Genomic DNA, 16,742 nt, shown 5'->3' on the forward strand with positions numbered 1-16,742 from the left:
TTAAAAAAATTAAATATATTCATGTGGAGGGACAAAAAATGAGACAATTAAATTTATCAGACCGCACATATGTTGTGATGGGCGTAGCAAATAAGCGTAGTATTGCATGGGGCATTGCGCAAGCGCTAGCTGGAGCAGGGGCGAACTTGATTTTTACGTATGCAGGAGAGCGGTTAGGGGAAAATGTTCGAACCCTTTCAGAGACGTTGCCTGGAGCGCATCATGTATTCCCGTGCGATATTACGAACGATGAGCAAATTGAACAGGCATTTGCACATATGAAAGAGGCTGTGGGTACAATACATGGCCTTGTTCACTGTATTGCATTTGCAAATAAAGAAGAATTAGAAGGCGAATACTTAAACGTGACCCGTGAAGGTTATTTACTGGCCCAAAATGTAAGTGCCTATTCTTTTACAGCTGTAGCAAAAGCTGCGCGACCACTCATGACAGAGGGCGGCAGCATGACAACATTAACCTATCTTGGTGGGGAGCGTGTTGTGCGTAATTATAATGTGATGGGTGTCGCCAAGGCTGCACTGGATGCGAGTGTGAAGTATTTGGCCAACGATTTAGGGAAGGATGGGATTCGTGTCAATGCCATTTCTGCAGGTCCAATTCGGACGCTTGCGGCTAAAGGAATTAGCGGCTTTAACGATGTCTTAAAAGAGATTGAAGAAAAAGCGCCTCTACGGAAAACGACAACACAAGAAGAAGTGGGAGACACAGCGCTGTTTTTAGCGAGTGATTTGGCTCGAGGGATCACTGGCGAAGTTATTCATGTGGACGGTGGGTATAACATTTTGTCCTTATCATAAGAAATAAGACCGATACAATGAAAAAGGCGTGCAATGACAATAGAAGCACGTCTTTTTTGTATCAGTCTTAGAAAGTTTACAATTATGAGTATTATCCACCATTAAGTGGACCAGTTGGCACCGGTAGATCCAATATTTTAATCACATTTTTTAGTTTAGATTCTAAAACCATTTCTTTTTTAAAGATGGCATCTAACATGGATTCTACACTCTCATTAATCTCTATAATTTGCGCTACAGTGGCAGGGGGACCGGTAATACCTGGTAGTGTACCGAGTACATATTGAATTTTCTCACCTTCGGCATTAATGATATGCGCAAGACCCATTTCTTCCATGGCAATAGAGGCTAACAACAAATTTACGACGTCATCACGATCAATGGTAATCGTCGGTGTAAAATTGGGCATATTTGCTTGAGACATATGATTCCCTTCTTTCTATAGGCGGTTATTCAATCATATGCACGGTTTCATTTATCTTGCTTGTATGATAATAAAAAATAGATCAACATGCCATTCCGTCATTTTTACTAATTGTATTCATACATATGCAATAGGAACGTTTTTTAGAAAGGGTGTGAAGGAATGAGTGAAGAATCTTTACGACCATTACGATTGACAGGCATACAGTTACAGCAACGGTTGATTCACGTACAGTCAGAAAATAATCGCTTGAAACGAGAGTTGGCACGTTATAAAAATGAATACCACTATGATATGATTGATCAATTAAAGAAGGAAAATGAGCAATTGAAACAACGCATTTCATTAATCGAGGAGGAAAAACAAATCAATGAAGAACCAGTAATTGTTGGTCAGCATTTTGTGCAGGACCAGCCGGAGGAAAGTTTACATCGTAAAGAAAGTGCCGAAAGTAATTTTTTCGTTTCTCACCAAGAGAGGGAAACAGATTTAGAAGAAAAAAAGGAGCATAACTTAAAACATTCAGGTGAAGAGGATTGGTTTTCTCATAGTGTAAAAAGCCGTTCACGTTAAGAGAATAAGGAAAAAACCGTTGCATGATTTTACAGCAACGGTTTTTTGTGGGAACTGTTTTACAGTCGCTCTATCGGTTTCTCTGAAGCAATTGGACAGTTACGTGTGTCAAATAACATGTTGCTATGTTCGGTAATCATATTGTAGTCAAGACAAGAATGATCAGCGGTAATGAGTACAAGTGTGTGACGAGCAAGTGTTTCAGGTGTTAGTGGGATAGACGTAAGCGTTTCTTGATCAATCGTCATATGTTCGATGTAAGGATCATGAAAAGAGACGCTCATTCCTTTTAAACGTAATTGGCGAGCGATAAGGGGAACAATAGATTGTCTTAAATCATTGACATCTTTTTTGTAAGAAATGCCAACAAGTAGAACGGAAGCATCCTTTTGATTGATGTTGTGTAACAACGACTGGACACGAGAAGCAATGTAATATGGTTGCGCATCATTAATTCTTTTGGCTAAGTCGATGAAGTCTGTTTGGATATTAGACTGATTGGCTTTCCACTTTAAATAAAGTGGATCGACAGGGATGCAATGTCCACCAATACCAGGGCCAGGCTCATAGTGGCTATAACCATAGGGTTTTGTTTTTGCGGCATCTAAAACTTCCCATACATCAATATCAAGGTCATGACAAATACGTGCCATTTCATTAATGAAGGAAATATTGATAAAACGCTGTGTGTTTTCTAATAGTTTTGTCATTTCTGCGACTCTTGGAGATGAGACAGGGACGAGTTGATCAAAAACAGGTGTGTATAATTGAGTAATTTCTTCAAGACATTGAGGGGTCACACCGCTTATGACTTTTGGAATTGTTTTAAAGAGATAAGATGAATCACCTGGATTGATTCGCTCAGGGGAATATGCAATATATACATCTTCTCCAACAATAAGATTTTCCTGTTCACACAAAGGAATGAGGACTTCCTCAGTTGTTCCTGGAAAGGTTGAACTTTCTAATACAATGAGTGTGCCTTTTTTAATGTAAGGAAGTAATGACTTCATTGCTGTTTGGACATAGCTTAAATCAGGAGACTGGTCCATAATGAGTGGCGTGGGCACACATAAAATAATGGTGTCGACTTCTTTAACGCGTTTAAAGGAAGAAGTGGCAGTAAAACCTCTTCCTTTTAACGATGTGATCGCCTCGTTTGAGACATCTGATAAGTAAGAAATACTTTCAGATAATTTCTTTATTTTATTTGTGTCAATGTCGATACCTAGTACTTGATCGTGATGTTCAGATAATGAAATGGCTAATGGTAAACCGACATAACCTAGTCCGACAACGGCTATACGTTTTCTCACAGGTTTATTCACTCCTTTACGCACTCCTAATAGGTGTACCAAAAACTAGGCGAGTGTCTATACATTAATTTACTGTATTCATGAATGACTTAAATGTGAATCAAATAAATTGTTTTTAGCAGGATTTAAAATAACAAGGCTAGTCACTAGCCTTGTTTGCACGCTTATTTTTTTGACAGCAACACTTGAGTTGGTGTTTAGCCCCTTTCTTTTTTTTGTTCTTTTTAAATGATTGAAAGGTATATTGATCAGTAGACGCTTTTTTATGTGTCATTGTGTTCTCCCCTAATGGTTCATTTGATGCCATAATGTATGCATTGATCTTTATTTTCGTCCGTTTTTAAAAAATAAATATGCGAATGCCGCACATATTGGCGCGAAAGTCATACTATACAGTAGTCCGAACACCTAGAAACAAGGTTCAGAAAGAGATAGCTTTTCGCTAAAAAATTCAAAGGAGGTCCCTCCATGAGTCACGATCAGGAAAAACACAGCGTGTGTATCAGCGTGCCTAAAGTATTTGACTGGGTCACACGTCAAGTCGACTTACCTACAATTAGTTTTAGGGAGCCGGAGCTGACGGATATATTCCCTTGTGATGAAACGCCTGGGGAATCATTGTGTGATTTTCTTGAGGATTTTCCAGGATACACCACTCGGTGTAGAGTATTAGAAGAATCCTTATTAACGAGGGAAGTCACCGATCCTGCATGTCGGGTACAAGTAAATGTGTGCCTGCCAAATGGCAAAGAGGTTTGCTTGGAGAAAGTAAAGGTGTTGGCAAAAGGGTTGCTAGAAGTTGACATTTTGGATAGCACAGGTGATGTCATTTGTACATCTGATCCGATTGAATTCGCCACGATCCAGACGTTCTATTTATGCGCACCAAAAGATACATTGGTTGATGCATTTATCTCTGCTGGTCAATGTGACGCTGAAATTGTGTGTGACGATACGTTTGCACAATTAGATATTTCTTTCTCCTTCTGCTTAGACATCCATGTATACGCAGATGTTCGACTTGAAGTAGAGGCAGCGTATTGCAAACCACGAAATGAATTCCCAGTTACAGACATTGTTTGCCGCGATAACAAGTTCCCACCTCAATGCCCGGTTGTATTTCCAGGCAGTGATCAATGCCCACAACCAAGTGTGAAACAATCATCGGACTGTTAAATAATCCGAGCCGTCTTCTAGGGGACGGCTCGGTTCTTCTTATTTTCAAATGTCCTACATAAGAATATGTATACACGAATGAATGAGGAGGTTGTTACAATGAGTCAGCACGAACAATGTATGTTAGATCCATCCGTAATTCAGATGAAACAGCAGTTATTACACTTTCGTTCAGAAATGGTCCGTCAAGACCGTCTACTTAAGCAAGTGGAAAAAAAATTACATGAAAGAGAAAGGGCCATAGCCGAATTGACTGAACGACTAGCAGAGTTGACAGAACATTCTACAGTCATAGATGAAGGTGAGAATAAGGAGCATGCCTCTATTCAAACAACACCGCTGATTCATCCTTTTTTTACGTATTCAGTTATTATGCCGACTCTTCCTGAGGAATCACTTTTAATCAAAGGACATTTTGTTATTAAAAATGAAGGATCAGTTCCTTTAACAGAGCCAATTATTTGTTTGTCATTTAATCACGCTGAAGATGCCAACTTATCGGGAAAGATTAAAAGGCATCATTCAAATAAGAAGAAGGACTATCAAATTTCTCGTGAAGGGGTCATGGATGCTTGGCACTATGTAGAAGAGAATGCCGAAAAGATTGCGAAAGAAACCGGAGAGTATTGGTTAAGGCCCCCAGTAAACACGCTCTCTCCAGGTAAAGAACTTGTTTTTTCTGACTTTGAGATTACAGTCCCTACTAAAACAAATATATCACACACGGTACAAGTATATGGATTTGTTTACAGTTCAGAGTTACCATCAGGACAACAAGCAGCGAACGTCGTTACACTTACACGCGTATGAAGATGTTGTTCATTTCCTCGGGCTATCGACGTGTATATCCATATTTTGAACAGGCGCTTTGTCGTGCGTTTGCACAAGTAGGTGTGAAGGTGGTTGGAGAGAAACCGTGTCCAGTTCAGAGGGTTGCAGCGTTAAAGAAATTGTGTGCTACCCACCAAGTGGATTGGTTGTTTATGTTTTTAGGTAATCATTTGCCGGAGGACTTTCGGCAAGCGTTACAAGCACGTGACTTGCCCCCACTCGCCGTCTGGTTTACAGAAGATCCTTATCATATCGAACGATCAATTAACGTTTTGCCGGTTGTAAAACGTGGCTTTACTGTTGAAGAGGGTGCTGTGAAGTTTTATCAAAAACTCGGTGGGAATGTCTCATTTTTACCGTTAGGGTATGATGGAGATACGTTTTATCCACAGGAGAAAAAGCAAGTTTATGATGTGTGTTTTGTCGGCCATCCTTATCCTGAACGTGTCACGTTGTTAAAATCACTCGCATCAGCACTGCGCATTCAAATTGAAGTTGTTGGTCCATGGAGAGTTGATCAGCTTCCAAAAAAAGTGATACATCGATCGCGATGGTTGCACCCTCGTGATGTTGCGCATTGTTATCATCGGGCAAAAGTGGTGTTAAATACATTTAGACCTTATGAAAAAGGAGGTAGAGAGATTTTTGCAAAAAGTGTCAACAATAGGTCGTTTGAGATTGCCGCTTGTGCTGGATTTCAATTGAGTGAACATCGTCCAGGCATTGCCCGCTTTTTTTCGAAACAAGAGATTGAGACATTTACAGACACAAAAAATTGTATTCAAGCAGTTCGGTTTTATCTCGAAAACAAAAAGAAAAGAGACGAGAAAAGAAAAAAAGCGGCAGAAGAAGTACGACGCGCACATACCTTTTTCCACCGTGCATCTCATATTGTGTCTCAATTACAAAAAGTTAATTGAACTGGAGTTGTTGTTTCAGAAGAGACACTTCATCAAGATGTTGGCACAAATAGTCCAATTGCTTGTAAAGCCCTTTGCCATTGTGCGTTTTGACGACCCATCCTCCCTGTTTTTTGAGGACGGTTTCTGCTTGCGCGCCGAGGTGGAAGCACAAGACAGGGTATCCGAGTGTCAGTGCTTCGTGGGTAGTGTGTGAAAATGCTTCTGGGCAAATAGAGGGAATACACACGATGTCAATCTCATCAGCGAGCAATTTTTTTTCTATATTTGCCGTTGTGTATGTTCCGCGTTTAATAAGCAAAGGCGATGCTCGTAAAACACGGGCAACTTGTCCATAACTATACAATTGAACAGGCAAAGGGTTAGACTTTAAGTACGTAAGTAATTCTTTCACCGGTTGCTCCCCTTTATGCCGAAATAAGTGACCGAGTAACGCTACACGTAATGGTAGGTGTGGCGTTTTTTTTGGTAGGGAATGTCTTTTAAGCGCAACCACATTAGGAACGACGTCTATAGAGACGTCCGGAAAAAAAGAAGCATAAATTTGTTTGACGGTGTGGCTTGGCGCAATGATTCGTGTAGCCTTTTTAAATAAAGTATAAAAAGTGTTGCGCCATTTCGTGATAGAAGGGGTGTGAGGACGTAACATCATTTTCATCTGTTTTATTTTATCAGGATGTATACACGCATCGCAGGTGCTGCTACTCGTGGGAATATGACAATAGTCACCATTCTTTCGCACGAAAAAGAGACGTGGACAAATTGCAAAGAAGTCATGTAAGTAAATTGTTAGCGGCGATTTGATTTGCTGGACAAGCCATAGGCAGTCTTGGAGTGGAATATTGGCCAAATGTCGGATAACAATACCTTTAATTGGGAATCTCTGCAGCTTTTGTGCAACCCGCTTCATAGTGGGCAAGTACTCTTTTTTTCCTGTTGGGTTGGTGAAAATGTATTGTGCACCACGTTTATAGCAAAAAATCATAGGAGACGACATTGCACGCATAGATTGGGCAATGCCGCCACCTCCATTATGATGGATGACAAACGTATAACTGGTCACCATTTACGCAACCCCGTTTCAATGATTGCTGCAACCCATGCGGCGCTTAAGATGATGATGATGGGAATGAAGATGGTTGGGAACAGCACAAATCCAAAATATAAGAAAATTGCTGCCCAAATGCTTGAACACCAGTAACAAGCAAGTAAAGCACCAATCCAATATTGTATCCCAGTTCCTTTAGGGTGTGGATAGAGGACAGTTTCTCCTTCCTCTTCTTCTTCCTTCCACGTTAAAAACTGTTCCCGAATTGGTGCGGTGATTTCGTCTTCCACCATGAGACGTGTAAATCTTCCAACCGCTAAAGCAAGTAGTAACCATTCAAATCCACCAAGCATGCTTATCCCCCCTCGTTTCATATTATGAAGGGGGGCAAGCATATATAACGGTCCACAAATGAAATATGAACAAACGATCATTGTCTACGTCCAGTAAAAGTGCGCAAAAAACGTGAAGGGTATACACGTTTTGTGCGATAGTATGTTGGCACAGAAATCGTAAGGTGTGTTTTCGCTCGCGTCATTGCCACGTACATGAGACGGCGTTCTTCTTCTAATGGTGCTTCATCTCTGCCTCGTAAAGCATCTAATGCATATTCGTGCGGAAGGCTGTTTTCTACAGCCCCAAGGATATAGACATGGTCAAACTCAAGCCCTTTTGCGCGATGGATGGTGAGTAAATGAACACCATCTATATGGGTGTTTAGTTGTTGTTTCTCTCGGTGCATCGAGGTCATTTGCTCGATATAGCTTAAAAATTCGGGTACTGTATCAAATTGGGCGGCGATCACTTGGAGTTGACGAAAATCATCGCTTCCTTTATCCATTTTATGTCCCTCATGCCCTTGTTTTTTTAATGTGTCTTTAAAGCCAAGTGTATGTTCAACTTTGTTGAGCGCTGCGGTTGGTGTAAGTGCTTGAAGAGAACGACATTGTTCGGGCAGTGTTTGCAGCCTTTTTTGCTGGAAGGTAGGCAAGTTCTCTAAAAATGAGAGCGCTTCGAGTGAACTGCACTGATGTGTTGTTTGCAATAAATGGATGTCTGAGATGGTTGTACGTTTCAAGAATAATGCTTGTAAAAGATCACTTAGTACAGTGATGTTTTCTTCATCTTGCCCGATACGTAAAAAGGCGAGGGCGCAACGGACCATGTTTCTTTCATAAAAACTGAAAAAGTCTTGTTCAATTGTAAAAGGAATACCGGTACTCATAAGCCGTTCAATGATTGCGCGGGCAGCGACATTGGTCCGGTAAATGATTGCAATCTCCAATGGTGACACACCGTCATTTAGTGTTTGCTGGATGTCTTCCGTAATCATTGTTGCTTCCTCTTCTTCATTGTAAGGATAAAACAAGTGTGGAGATATGTCCGTTGTATACTGGGCCGTTAACGTTTTTTTAGTTCGACGTCTATTTTTAGCAATGACTTCATTTGCGCAAGAAATAATGGGGTGTGAGGACCGGTAGTTTTCTGTTAAATAAATGGTTGTTGCTTCTTGATAGATATCTTGGAAGGATTGGATATAATTTGGGTCACTTCCGCGAAAGGCATAGATGGATTGATCGTCATCACCGACCACACATAAGTTGTGGGTAGGTTGAGCGAGTAATTGAATGATGTCAAACTGGATTTTATTAATGTCTTGGAATTCATCTATTGCAATATAAGCAAATCGTTGTTGGTAACGTTGCAAAAGCGACTCATTATCTTGGAGTAAGTGCAAACAACCAATTAACATGTCATCAAAGTCAAATCGTTGCGCAGTGATGCGTGTCTGTTCGTAGCGTTCGTAAAGGTGGCGGCAACGTTCTTCAAATATGTCTGACGGTTCCACTTCATTTGGGGCAAGCAGATGGTTTTTCCAGTAGCTAATTTGCGTAAGTGCTTGGTCAAAAGCAAACGAGTCGTCTGTTAATCCGAGTTCGTTTCCAACTTCTTTTAAAAGTTGCACCCTTTGCCATTCTGGTTGTAACAACTTTGCTGGCTGCCACTGATTGGGCGCTGCATGTTGTAACATCGTATAAAATAAGCTATGAAAGGTACGAATGACAAGTGTCTGCACACTTTTTGGATCAACTCCTGGGTATGTGCGCATGCGGACGCGCATTTCTTGCGCTGCTTTGGCAGTAAAGGTGATGAGCACCATTTCTTTTGGCGAAATGTCTGCACATGCGATCATGTAAGCTGCTCGACTGGTTAATACGCGGGTTTTCCCGCTACCTGCACCTGCTAGTAGACACAAAGGGCCGTGGACATGTTGAATCGCTCTCCATTGATTGTTATCGACAATAATATTTTTTTCAGCGAGTATATTGCGGTAACGATGGCTAGCAACAGATTGTTCAGTGATTGGTGGCCTAAAGTCTGACATTTTTGTCATGGCTGTTGGCGCCCGCCATTTTGAAGGAGTAGGGTTAGTTAAGATTGCTCGGCGTTGTGGCAGGGAAAAAGATCCGATTGTTGTCGCCGCAGTTTCCTCTTTTGCCGCTTGTATGCGTTCATAAGCGGCTATTTCCTCAGCACATCTCATATCTGAGTCAGGATGGACAAACGTTGGCGCTTCATGAATTGGAAAACGCATGTCGAGTGGAGCCCCGCAATGCAAGCAGGAAACCGCATCTTTTTTACTCGCTAAATATAGTGCGTGCCACTTTTCACGCGGATATGTAGAAAAGGAGACCGGTTGATTTTTATAGAGAGCTGTTTTTATCGCATCATGTTGCACGATGTGACCTCCTCAAATGGTTATGTAATAAGTATCGTATCAAACTGTGCCGGGAAAGCACAATAAAATGTGTCAAAAAAGCAGGAAACATAGATGACATGCGCGAAATAGTACTGTAATGAGAGGAGTGATGAATGGAGATGGATGACGTTTTTAGCGCCAGTCAGGCGTTAATAAAGGAAGCGATAAATAGACAGGCGAGCGATATTCACTTTACCCCGCAAGAAGATGGCTACCGGATTGCTTACCGGATTCATGGGCAGATGAACGATAAAACCATTTTGCCTTGGATGGAAGCAGTGCGATTGCTTAGCCACTTCAAGTATACCGCCGGAATGGACATTGGAGAACGACGAAAACCACAAAGCACGTCGATGACATTTACGCACGAACAGCAAACATACCATTTACGCCTTTCCACCTTACCAGCGAAAAAAGCCGAAAGTTTAGCGATTCGGCTCACCCCCAGATTTGCTTCGTACACTTTAGATCAACTTCCAGTATTAAAATCCCATAGCAAACGACTAAAAAGTTTCCTAACATATGAAAGTGGTTTATTACTCTTTACTGGCGCCACCGGCTCTGGTAAGACGACAACGTTGTATGCGTGCATCAAAGCATTGCTTGCCCAAAAACAGCGGGCAATTGTGTCAATTGAAGATCCGGTTGAGCATGAAATTGATGGTATTGTGCAAGTAGAGACGAATGAACGGGCGGGGATTACGTTTTCTTCGGCATTAAAGGCAGTATTGCGTCACGACCCTGATATCATTGTAATTGGTGAGATACGTGACCAAACGACGGCCCAGCTTGCTTTTCGAGCAGCCTTAACAGGACATTTAGTGTTGGCGACGTTGCACACCGGGAGCGCACGTATGGCGCGCCACAGGCTCGAACAATTTGAAATTGCCCAGTGCGATTGGATGGAAGCAATACGAGCAATTATCCATCAAAAACTTGTGCCCCTAAAAGATGGGGACAGACGAATGGCATTATATGAATGGTTGACATGTATAGAAGAGGACATAAGTCAGGCAACAAATACGACGGTAACCATCCCTCATGCAGCGCGGCGGGCTTGGAGTATTGGTACAATTGATGATGCGACGTTGCAAAGTTTGTGCGGAAAAAAGGAGGGAGGTAGGTGAGGAGAAGGCGAGAGAAAGATATGCTTGAGACGATTCGATTTTTAGAGCGATTAGGACGGTTACTATCACAAGGATATGCGATGGATGCAGCGCTTGCCTTTCTTGTTGTGCACAGTTCCGCGCGCCTAAAAGCGTGTATTGCCACAATTCGAGCGGGACTTCAAGATGGGCAGTCCTTTCATGATAGTGTTGAAGTGCTGGCGTTACCAAAAGAAATTTGGTCGTTTATTTACTTCTATGAACAACAAGGAACCCTTGATGAAGGGCTGCTCAAAACGTCGCAGTTGGCGTTAAAAAGACAACAAACAACAAAACAATTACAAAAGTTGTTGCGTTACCCACTACTGCTTGTTTGGGGCACAGTGCTCGTCATCCTCGTTTTAAACCAGTTAATTGTGCCGCACTTTTCCTCTTTGTTTGCGACAATGAATACGGACCCACCTATGATGACCCAATTATTCTTCGCATTTATGCGGTATCTCCCAGTTGCATTGCTTTGTTTTGTGCTTGTTGTTGGCGTTGTGGTGCTTTGTTTTTTTCTACATTTTAAAAAGCGTTCTCCTCACGATCAGATGTCTTTCCTGTTAAAAAGAAAAAGCTTGCGTCCAATTTTACAAAGAGTCATCACGTATTACTTTGCTTTACAAATGGGACGCTTGTTACAAGCTGGCATGACGATAAAAGATGCGTTACAATTGTTTGAAGGACAACGTCAACTCCAGTTTTTACGAGAAGAAGCGACGTACATCAGAGAGCGATTAGCGCAAGGCGAGGCCATCGAGGCAATTATTTTTGAACGGGATTGTTTTATGAATGAGTTGGCACTTGTCGTTGAGAATGGGACGAGAACAGGTTCTGTTGCGCGTGACTTGCAACATTATAGTGACTGGTTGTATGAGGAAATGGATGATCGCATGCAAAAGGGTGCAACGTGGTTACAACCATTATTGCTCATATTCATTGGTGGTTTTGTGTTTACATTGTTTCTTGTTGTGATGTTGCCGATGTTTGAAATGATTGGTGCGATTGAATGAGGAAGACTTTTCCACTTTACGCAAGCGGGCTTTTTGAATGCGCCAAATATTTTTTTCAAAAAGCCCTTGCGTACGCTCACAACGTGTGATATATTATTAATTGTCGCTGTTACTTAACGGAATGCGGCATACATACAAAATCATTTGGGGCCTTAGCTCAGCTGGGAGAGCGCCTGCTTTGCACGCAGGAGGTCAGCGGTTCGATCCCGCTAGGCTCCACCATGTTATTTTTAAATGTTTAATGGAGGAATACCCAAGTCTGGCTGAAGGGATCGGTCTTGAAAACCGACAGGCGGGTTAAACCGCGCGGGGGTTCGAATCCCTCTTCCTCCGCCATTTAAAATGATATTTTTTCGACGCGGGGTGGAGCAGTCTGGTAGCTCGTCGGGCTCATAACCCGAAGGTCGGTGGTTCAAATCCGCCCCCCGCAACCAAACTTATAATTGGGCCATAGCCAAGCGGTAAGGCAACGGATTTTGATTCCGTCACGCCCTGGTTCGAATCCAGGTGGCCCAGCCATATTTGCGGGAGTAGTTCAGTGGTAGAACACCACCTTGCCAAGGTGGGGGTCGCGAGTTCGAATCTCGTCTTCCGCTTATTTATTTTATGACAGAAGTGCTCCAAAGCGCGGGTGTAGTTTAGTGGTAAAACCTCAGCCTTCCAAGCTGATGTCGTGGGTTCGATTCCCATCACCCGCTCCAATTAAAGCAAGGTCTTTTTTTATGCCTACATAAGGGCCTGTAGCTCAGCTGGTTAGAGCGCACGCCTGATAAGCGTGAGGTCGGTGGTTCGAGTCCACTCAGGCCCATTATTTTAGCAAAGCGTTGTTCAATCATGGACGATGCTTTGCTTTTTTTTGCGGTACCGGGTCAAACCCGCCGGGGTGGAAAGGATGGCATTTTAAGATGCGCTTACATGTCAAATAACCACCTTTTAGTGCGCCGTGCATTTTAATTGCTTCGATCCCGTAGTGAGAGCATGTGGGATAGAAACGGCATGAAGGTGGTTTAAGTGGTGAGATGCATCGTTGATATAAGCGAATGAGTTTAATCATGAGTGTGCGCATGCAAAGCCCCTTTCTGGGCAAACGATCCGGAAAAAATGAGTGTGTGATTAGTATACCAGAGACTTAAGTGGGAAGCGACGGATGCGCAAAAAAATAAAAAAAGAAGCAGGAAAATAAAGAGCGGTGTCTAATTGTATAGTAACGGGTCGTATGATCCCGTATTTTCTAGAAAGGTGGGTTGCGTGTTTTCCTCTGTTTCATCCCCGTAAAAATTCCTCGAGGTGATAAAATTTGAAGCGTATATGTAAAGACGAGCGTGGCTTTACGTTAGTAGAGATGCTCGTTGTGTTGATGATCATTTCCTTATTACTCCTCATTGCCCTGCCAAACTTATCCAAAAATACCGATGTTGCCGGTGAGCAAGGTTGCCAAGCGACACAGAAATTATTGCAAACACAAGTTGCTGCTTATGAAATCGAGCATGGTACGCTCCCAACAAACTTACAAGCGCTTGTCGATGAAGGATATGTAGATACTGTCACCTGTCCGAATGGCAAAACGCTTTTGTTAGACGGTCGTAATGTTGTTATTTCTCCGTAATGAAGATGGTTTTACGTTAGTAGAGTTGCTGATTTCCCTCCTCATTTTGTCACTCGTTTTGCTCATCCCTCTCTCTTTTTTTCCAAACACAATAAAAACAAAAGAAGCGTTCTTAGCTGCAGACAAACTAAGAGATGATGTGCGTTTAGCACAACATATTGCCATGTCAAATGGAGCGCGTATCGACTTATCCTTCTCTGATCAGCAACTGACATTAACGAGTGAAGGTGAGGTTATTGCGCAATTTTCTTACCCTATTCCTATAGTGATGGAAGCGGTAACAATGGACTTCAACGAAATTGCGTTTTTAGAAAATGGTCACCCCCGTCAATCAGGCACATGGACTGTGGTGATCCACGGACAGACATTTGTCTATACGCTTCAACTGGGGAAAGGACGTGTGGCATATCGTGAACAATGAAGGATTTGCGTTAATGGAGGCGTTAATCGGTCTACTCTTATTAAGTTTAGTTGCAACCATTGTGCTTCCGTTACTGGTGACGATTTATGAAGACAAACGCGCTTTACAGCAAGAACAAGACCTCTTACTTCACTTAGAGGAGAAGCGGTATGCCTATGATATGGCAAGCGACCAAGACGGGTGGCACGCCTCTGAAGTAACAGGTGTGTTGAAATATTGCAAGCAAAGTCCATTACACAAAAGGGTGCATTGTGTCTATGTTAAAGAGCAGTGAAGCAGGATTTACGTTGTTAGAGCAGCTCATTGCTTTATTTGTGGTCTCTATTGTTGTACTGCTAGGCGCTGCTTTCTTTTCGTTATTTATGACACAGTCATCCTCATTTAGCCAATTTCAAGAAACACAATTGTTTTTCAATCATTTGGCAACGGAAGCAAAAGAGGCAGATACGCTTGTGTGGCATGAAGAAGAATTGCAATTGCAATTCCCAGATTTCACATTGAGTTATCGTGTACAAAGAGAAACGGTGTTGCAACGTTTTCGGAATGGACGTGGGTTTGTCAGTATGGTTGAAGGTGTAGAAGATTTTCATTGTAGAGTTGAAGAGGTATCCGCGGTGTGCCGCGTGCAATTAGATAATGGCAGCGTGTTTGAGCGGCGTGTTTGGACAATGAAAGGAGTGATAAAAAACGTTGTGGAAAAATGAACAAGGAGCGGTACTTCCGCTGACATTATGTGTGCTACTACTTGTAAGCGTGTTTTTTAGTTATCAACTGTATACGTATGAGCGGAAGTCCACCTTTGTTGCGCACCAAAGCGATCAACTTATGTTGGATAATTTGTTACAACTTGGGCTTTCGTTTGCATTAGAAGAAGAGAACATGTCTCCGCTTATCGTTTCACATGGTGAAGTTTATTATGAATTTGCAGATGACGAGATTCTTATTAGTGCCCAATTACAAAACGGCGCAAAACGTGTTGCAACTGCTGTCGTTGATGAAGGCGGGAAACTGCTGCGATACCGTCAAGGAGAAGGTAAAGATTAAATATGCCAATAGGAGGGTAGGCTAATGATGAGGTGGAAGAGATGAAATTCCAAGATTTACTTAAATTTGCGACAGAAGAGATGGTAAAAAAGATTGAAGAACCGCAAGAAGTGCGGAAGAAAGCACGTGCTGAAAAGAAGGCTCAACGAGAGCCTCTTTCTACATGGGCGTTTGGTGTGCTGCCAATGGCGTTTTCGATGTTCAAAAGACGGAGACAGTCCGAATAAATAAAAGTGCTTTGTATGTGTGGGAGAAAGCATTTACAAGGCACACATTCATCGTATATAATGGTGGAGAGAATGTTTTGTGAAAGGGAGGAAGAAGATGGATCGCATGTTTCGTGTGTTAGCGTTCTGGACAGGAATCTTTTCAGTGCTCTTTTTTATTGGGCATATGGAAACGATGTCGCTATTGTTTTTTGCACAGACAGTCATCTTGCTAGGGCTTAGTTACTTGAAATTGTCCGAACGCGTATATATGTATATTTTTGCAGGGTATTGTACGTTGTTTTTTGTTGGGTTCACGTACTACTCAATCTTTTTATACGTGCCAGGCTTTCATTAAAACCGATACATAGGGCATATCGTCGGCAGTTTCAGCGGCGTGATGTTTCTTAGCTGAACTGCCGACTTGCTCAAAAGCGAACGGTTTTAAGAGGGGAATCCGTGTAAAAAGGGATTGTTTGCCATTTCAGCGCCGATGGTTGTAAGCGCGCCATGCCCTGAGGCGACAACCGTTTCTTCAGGACAAGTGAGTAGCTGGTTGTGAATGCTTTCTAGCAGTTGTGTGTGGTTACCACCGGGTAAATCAGTGCGTCCGATGCCTTGTTGGAATAACGCATCACCAGAGAAAACAACAGATTCTGGTTTGTAGTAATAAGAAGTGCTGCCGGGTGAATGCCCTGGTGTGTAGCGTAACGTAAAAGTAAATGGACCAATATCAAGTTTTTTCTCGTTCCCCAATAAGATGTTTGCCTGCTTCGCTGTTACATTTTCACCAGGAAAAAAGGCAGAGCCGTTAAGAGTAGGATTTTCCAGCCAATTCGCTTCTTTTTGGTGAATATATACTGGACAATCAAAAGCGTCTCTCACGTCATCTACCGCACCAATGTGATCAAAATGGGCATGGGTAAGTAAAATAGCTAGCGGCTTTAATTGCTGTTGTTTAAGCCAAGAAATCAGTGCTGGACCATCACCACCGGGGTCAAAAATAACGGCTTCCTTCTGATCGTTATAAAGCACATAAGCATTTGTTTGTAATGGCCCTAAAGGGATTTGTTTAAACATTTGTTGTCAGCTCCTTTAAAAAGTTTACAGAGGTTTATCTAGGACAAACTTATCATATCGTGCAGTGATATACGATGCAAATGAGCCGACTCGCAAAAAATAAAAGTGCGTTACATGAAAAAGCCACAGAGCGTTTTTTACATAAATTGATTTTGTATAAATGGAGGGTGAAAGCAATGGTTTTAGCAATAATGTTTTTGGTCGTAGCGATCTTATCAGCAATTGGTGGGATTTCTAGTTTGAAAAAGAAAAATTTCTTTGCATTTGGTTTCAGTGGTGTAGCAGTGCTTGTATTTGGCTTCTTTTCGATTGCAACAATTATGAGTTACATTTTCTAGCTAAAAATAAAGTGAAAAC

22 protein-coding genes and 7 tRNA genes are annotated in these 16,742 nt (G+C 42.1%); 22 read left to right on the forward strand and 7 right to left on the reverse strand.

Going from position 1 to position 16,742, the window contains the following annotated elements; translation table 11 throughout:
* Window positions 1–38: 38 nt before the first annotated feature.
* Window positions 39–818, forward strand: a complete 780-nt coding sequence (gene fabI / locus BLT29_RS01070) for an enoyl-ACP reductase FabI (protein ID WP_090774451.1) — start codon at window positions 39–41, stop codon at window positions 816–818.
* Between the two features lie 91 nt (window positions 819–909).
* Here fabI and BLT29_RS01075 read toward each other — a convergent pair whose 3' ends face one another.
* On the reverse strand, window positions 910–1,242 hold the full coding sequence (locus tag BLT29_RS01075) for an alpha-helical endospore appendage domain-containing protein (RefSeq protein WP_090774452.1): 333 nt from the start codon (window positions 1,240–1,242) through the stop codon (window positions 910–912).
* A 162-nt stretch (window positions 1,243–1,404) separates the two neighbouring features.
* On the opposite strand from BLT29_RS01075, the gene BLT29_RS01080 reads away from it, so the two are divergent.
* Entirely contained in the window at window positions 1,405–1,815 is a 411-nt protein-coding gene (locus tag BLT29_RS01080; RefSeq protein ID WP_090774453.1) for a hypothetical protein, read from the forward strand.
* 59 nt (window positions 1,816–1,874) lie between these two features.
* Here the strand turns inward: BLT29_RS01080 and BLT29_RS01085 are convergent, their stop codons facing one another.
* Entirely contained in the window at window positions 1,875–3,131 is a 1,257-nt protein-coding gene (locus BLT29_RS01085; RefSeq protein ID WP_090774454.1) for a nucleotide sugar dehydrogenase, read from the reverse strand.
* 468 nt (window positions 3,132–3,599) lie between these two features.
* Here BLT29_RS01085 and BLT29_RS01090 point away from each other — a divergent pair, with 468 nt between their 5' ends.
* From BLT29_RS01090 to BLT29_RS01100, 3 genes are all read left to right on the forward strand, one after another.
* On the forward strand, window positions 3,600–4,307 hold the full coding sequence (locus BLT29_RS01090; protein ID WP_090774455.1) for a BMQ_0737 family morphogenetic spore coat protein: 708 nt from the start codon (window positions 3,600–3,602) through the stop codon (window positions 4,305–4,307).
* 99 nt (window positions 4,308–4,406) lie between these two features.
* Window positions 4,407–5,117, forward strand: a complete 711-nt coding sequence (locus BLT29_RS01095) for a hypothetical protein (RefSeq protein WP_090774456.1) — start codon at window positions 4,407–4,409, stop codon at window positions 5,115–5,117.
* An 89-nt stretch (window positions 5,118–5,206) separates the two neighbouring features.
* A complete protein-coding gene (locus BLT29_RS01100) occupies window positions 5,207–6,058 on the forward strand; it encodes a CgeB family protein (protein ID WP_176763729.1) in 852 nt (283 codons plus the stop codon).
* Here the strand turns inward: BLT29_RS01100 and BLT29_RS01105 are convergent.
* From BLT29_RS01105 to BLT29_RS01115, 3 genes are all read right to left on the reverse strand, one after another.
* Window positions 6,051–7,124 carry a glycosyltransferase gene (locus tag BLT29_RS01105; RefSeq protein ID WP_090774458.1) on the reverse strand — a complete coding sequence of 358 codons (1,074 nt, stop codon included), beginning with the start codon at window positions 7,122–7,124 and terminating at the stop codon, window positions 6,051–6,053. The genes BLT29_RS01100 and BLT29_RS01105 overlap by 8 nt on opposite strands.
* On the reverse strand, window positions 7,118–7,459 hold the full coding sequence (locus BLT29_RS01110; protein WP_245700972.1) for a DUF1360 domain-containing protein: 342 nt from the start codon (window positions 7,457–7,459) through the stop codon (window positions 7,118–7,120). The genes BLT29_RS01105 and BLT29_RS01110 overlap by 7 nt, the downstream gene beginning before the upstream one ends.
* Before the next feature lie 77 nt (window positions 7,460–7,536).
* Window positions 7,537–9,846, reverse strand: coding sequence for an ATP-dependent helicase (locus tag BLT29_RS01115; RefSeq protein ID WP_245700974.1), 2,310 nt, complete (start codon window positions 9,844–9,846; stop codon window positions 7,537–7,539).
* A gap of 134 nt (window positions 9,847–9,980) precedes the next feature.
* Between BLT29_RS01115 and comGA the strand changes: the two genes are divergently transcribed.
* The 9 genes from comGA to BLT29_RS01160 all read left to right on the forward strand — a co-directional run bounded on the left by comGA (window position 9,981) and on the right by BLT29_RS01160 (window position 12,836).
* Window positions 9,981–10,994: a competence type IV pilus ATPase ComGA gene (comGA, locus tag BLT29_RS01120; protein WP_090774460.1), complete on the forward strand. Its 1,014-nt coding sequence runs from the start codon at window positions 9,981–9,983 to the stop codon at window positions 10,992–10,994.
* Window positions 10,991–12,028, forward strand: a complete 1,038-nt coding sequence (gene comGB, locus BLT29_RS01125; protein WP_090774461.1) for a competence type IV pilus assembly protein ComGB — start codon at window positions 10,991–10,993, stop codon at window positions 12,026–12,028. Before comGA ends, comGB begins: the two co-directional genes overlap by 4 nt.
* Window positions 12,029–12,174: 146 nt before the next feature.
* A tRNA-Ala gene (locus BLT29_RS01130) sits at window positions 12,175–12,250 on the forward strand.
* 21 nt (window positions 12,251–12,271) lie between these two features.
* Window positions 12,272–12,364: transfer RNA gene (locus tag BLT29_RS01135), tRNA-Ser, on the forward strand.
* 21 nt (window positions 12,365–12,385) lie between these two features.
* Window positions 12,386–12,462: transfer RNA gene (locus tag BLT29_RS01140), tRNA-Met, on the forward strand.
* Window positions 12,463–12,472: 10 nt separating this feature from the next.
* Window positions 12,473–12,547 (forward strand) — tRNA-Gln (locus BLT29_RS01145).
* Window positions 12,548–12,552: 5 nt separating this feature from the next.
* Window positions 12,553–12,624 (forward strand) — tRNA-Gly (locus BLT29_RS01150).
* A 31-nt stretch (window positions 12,625–12,655) separates the two neighbouring features.
* Window positions 12,656–12,729, forward strand: a tRNA-Gly gene (locus tag BLT29_RS01155).
* A gap of 33 nt (window positions 12,730–12,762) precedes the next feature.
* Window positions 12,763–12,836: transfer RNA gene (locus tag BLT29_RS01160), tRNA-Ile, on the forward strand.
* A gap of 24 nt (window positions 12,837–12,860) precedes the next feature.
* On the opposite strand, the gene yidD is transcribed toward BLT29_RS01160, so the two are convergent.
* Entirely contained in the window at window positions 12,861–13,094 is a 234-nt protein-coding gene (gene yidD / locus BLT29_RS01165) for a membrane protein insertion efficiency factor YidD (RefSeq protein WP_090774462.1), read from the reverse strand.
* Between the two features lie 231 nt (window positions 13,095–13,325).
* Between yidD and comGC the strand changes: the two genes are divergently transcribed.
* The 7 genes from comGC to BLT29_RS01200 all read left to right on the forward strand — a co-directional run bounded on the left by comGC (window position 13,326) and on the right by BLT29_RS01200 (window position 15,663).
* A complete protein-coding gene (comGC, locus tag BLT29_RS01170) occupies window positions 13,326–13,634 on the forward strand; it encodes a competence type IV pilus major pilin ComGC (protein WP_090774463.1) in 309 nt (102 codons plus the stop codon).
* A complete protein-coding gene (gene comGD, locus BLT29_RS01175) occupies window positions 13,615–14,055 on the forward strand; it encodes a competence type IV pilus minor pilin ComGD (RefSeq protein WP_090774464.1) in 441 nt (146 codons plus the stop codon). The genes comGC and comGD overlap by 20 nt, the downstream gene beginning before the upstream one ends.
* On the forward strand, window positions 14,033–14,329 hold the full coding sequence (locus BLT29_RS01180; protein ID WP_141769826.1) for a hypothetical protein: 297 nt from the start codon (window positions 14,033–14,035) through the stop codon (window positions 14,327–14,329). Before comGD ends, BLT29_RS01180 begins: the two co-directional genes overlap by 23 nt.
* Window positions 14,313–14,759, forward strand: coding sequence for a prepilin-type N-terminal cleavage/methylation domain-containing protein (locus BLT29_RS01185; protein ID WP_090774466.1), 447 nt, complete (start codon window positions 14,313–14,315; stop codon window positions 14,757–14,759). The genes BLT29_RS01180 and BLT29_RS01185 overlap by 17 nt, the downstream gene beginning before the upstream one ends.
* The gene (locus tag BLT29_RS01190) at window positions 14,746–15,099 is read left to right on the forward strand and encodes a hypothetical protein (RefSeq protein ID WP_090774467.1); all 354 of its coding nucleotides are present in this window, start codon (window positions 14,746–14,748) and stop codon (window positions 15,097–15,099) included. Before BLT29_RS01185 ends, BLT29_RS01190 begins: the two co-directional genes overlap by 14 nt.
* 41 nt (window positions 15,100–15,140) lie before the next feature.
* Complete coding sequence (locus BLT29_RS01195) at window positions 15,141–15,326, forward strand: YqzE family protein (RefSeq protein WP_090774468.1); 186 nt, start codon at window positions 15,141–15,143, stop codon at window positions 15,324–15,326.
* Window positions 15,327–15,423: 97 nt separating this feature from the next.
* A complete protein-coding gene (locus BLT29_RS01200; RefSeq protein ID WP_090774469.1) occupies window positions 15,424–15,663 on the forward strand; it encodes a DUF2626 domain-containing protein in 240 nt (79 codons plus the stop codon).
* An 86-nt stretch (window positions 15,664–15,749) separates the two neighbouring features.
* Here BLT29_RS01200 and BLT29_RS01205 read toward each other — a convergent pair whose 3' ends face one another.
* Complete coding sequence (locus BLT29_RS01205) at window positions 15,750–16,385, reverse strand: MBL fold metallo-hydrolase (RefSeq protein WP_090774470.1); 636 nt, start codon at window positions 16,383–16,385, stop codon at window positions 15,750–15,752.
* Window positions 16,386–16,561: 176 nt separating this feature from the next.
* Here BLT29_RS01205 and BLT29_RS01210 point away from each other — a divergent pair, with 176 nt between their 5' ends.
* Window positions 16,562–16,723: a DUF2759 family protein gene (locus BLT29_RS01210; RefSeq protein ID WP_090774587.1), complete on the forward strand. Its 162-nt coding sequence runs from the start codon at window positions 16,562–16,564 to the stop codon at window positions 16,721–16,723.
* Window positions 16,724–16,742: the final 19 nt, after the last annotated feature.

This window comes from Shouchella lonarensis, assembly GCF_900096965.1.
Taxonomy (GTDB): Bacteria; Bacillota; Bacilli; order Bacillales; family Bacillaceae_D; genus Shouchella; species Shouchella lonarensis.